We start from the raw sequence: 624 nt of genomic DNA on the forward strand, positions 1-624 counted from the left end.
GTCGCTCGAGACATTGTCGAAGCTCGATCCGAAGTCGCTGCCGGCGGTGTCCGGAAAGCCCCGGCTCGGCCCTTGCGTTGCCGGCACCGGCAAGTTCATCTGTATTGGGCTGAACTATTCCGACCACGCCGCCGAAACCGGCGCCACCGTACCGCCGGAGCCGATCATCTTCATGAAGGCCAGCTCGGCCATTGTCGGCCCGGACGACGACGTTTTGATCCCGCGCGGCTCGGAAAAGACCGACTGGGAGGTCGAGCTCGCCGTGATCATCGGCAAAACGGCGAAATATGTCAGCGAGGCCGACGCACTGGATTATGTTGCCGGCTATGCCGTCGCCCATGACGTGTCCGAACGCGCCTTCCAGGCCGAGCGCCAGGGCCAGTGGACCAAGGGCAAGAGCTGCGACACGTTCGGCCCGACCGGCCCGTGGCTTGTCACCAAGGACGAAGTGCCGGATCCGCAGAACCTGAAAATGTGGCTGACGGTCAACGGCAAGACCATGCAGAACGGCTCGACCAAGACCATGGTCTACGGCGTCGCCTATCTCGTCTCCTACCTCAGCCAGTTCATGTCGCTGCATCCCGGCGACATCATCTCCACCGGCACGCCCCCCGGCGTTGGGCT

1 protein-coding gene is annotated in these 624 nt (G+C 63.6%); it reads left to right on the top strand.

All coding sequences use genetic code 11. The annotated features are described in order from the left end of the window. Positions 1–624, top strand: a 624-nt coding sequence (locus tag AC04SG_RS32875) for a fumarylacetoacetate hydrolase family protein (RefSeq protein ID WP_488554403.1), incomplete at both ends; no start/stop codon positions are given.

It is taken from the genome of Mesorhizobium sp. CNPSo 4684 (assembly GCF_057784315.1).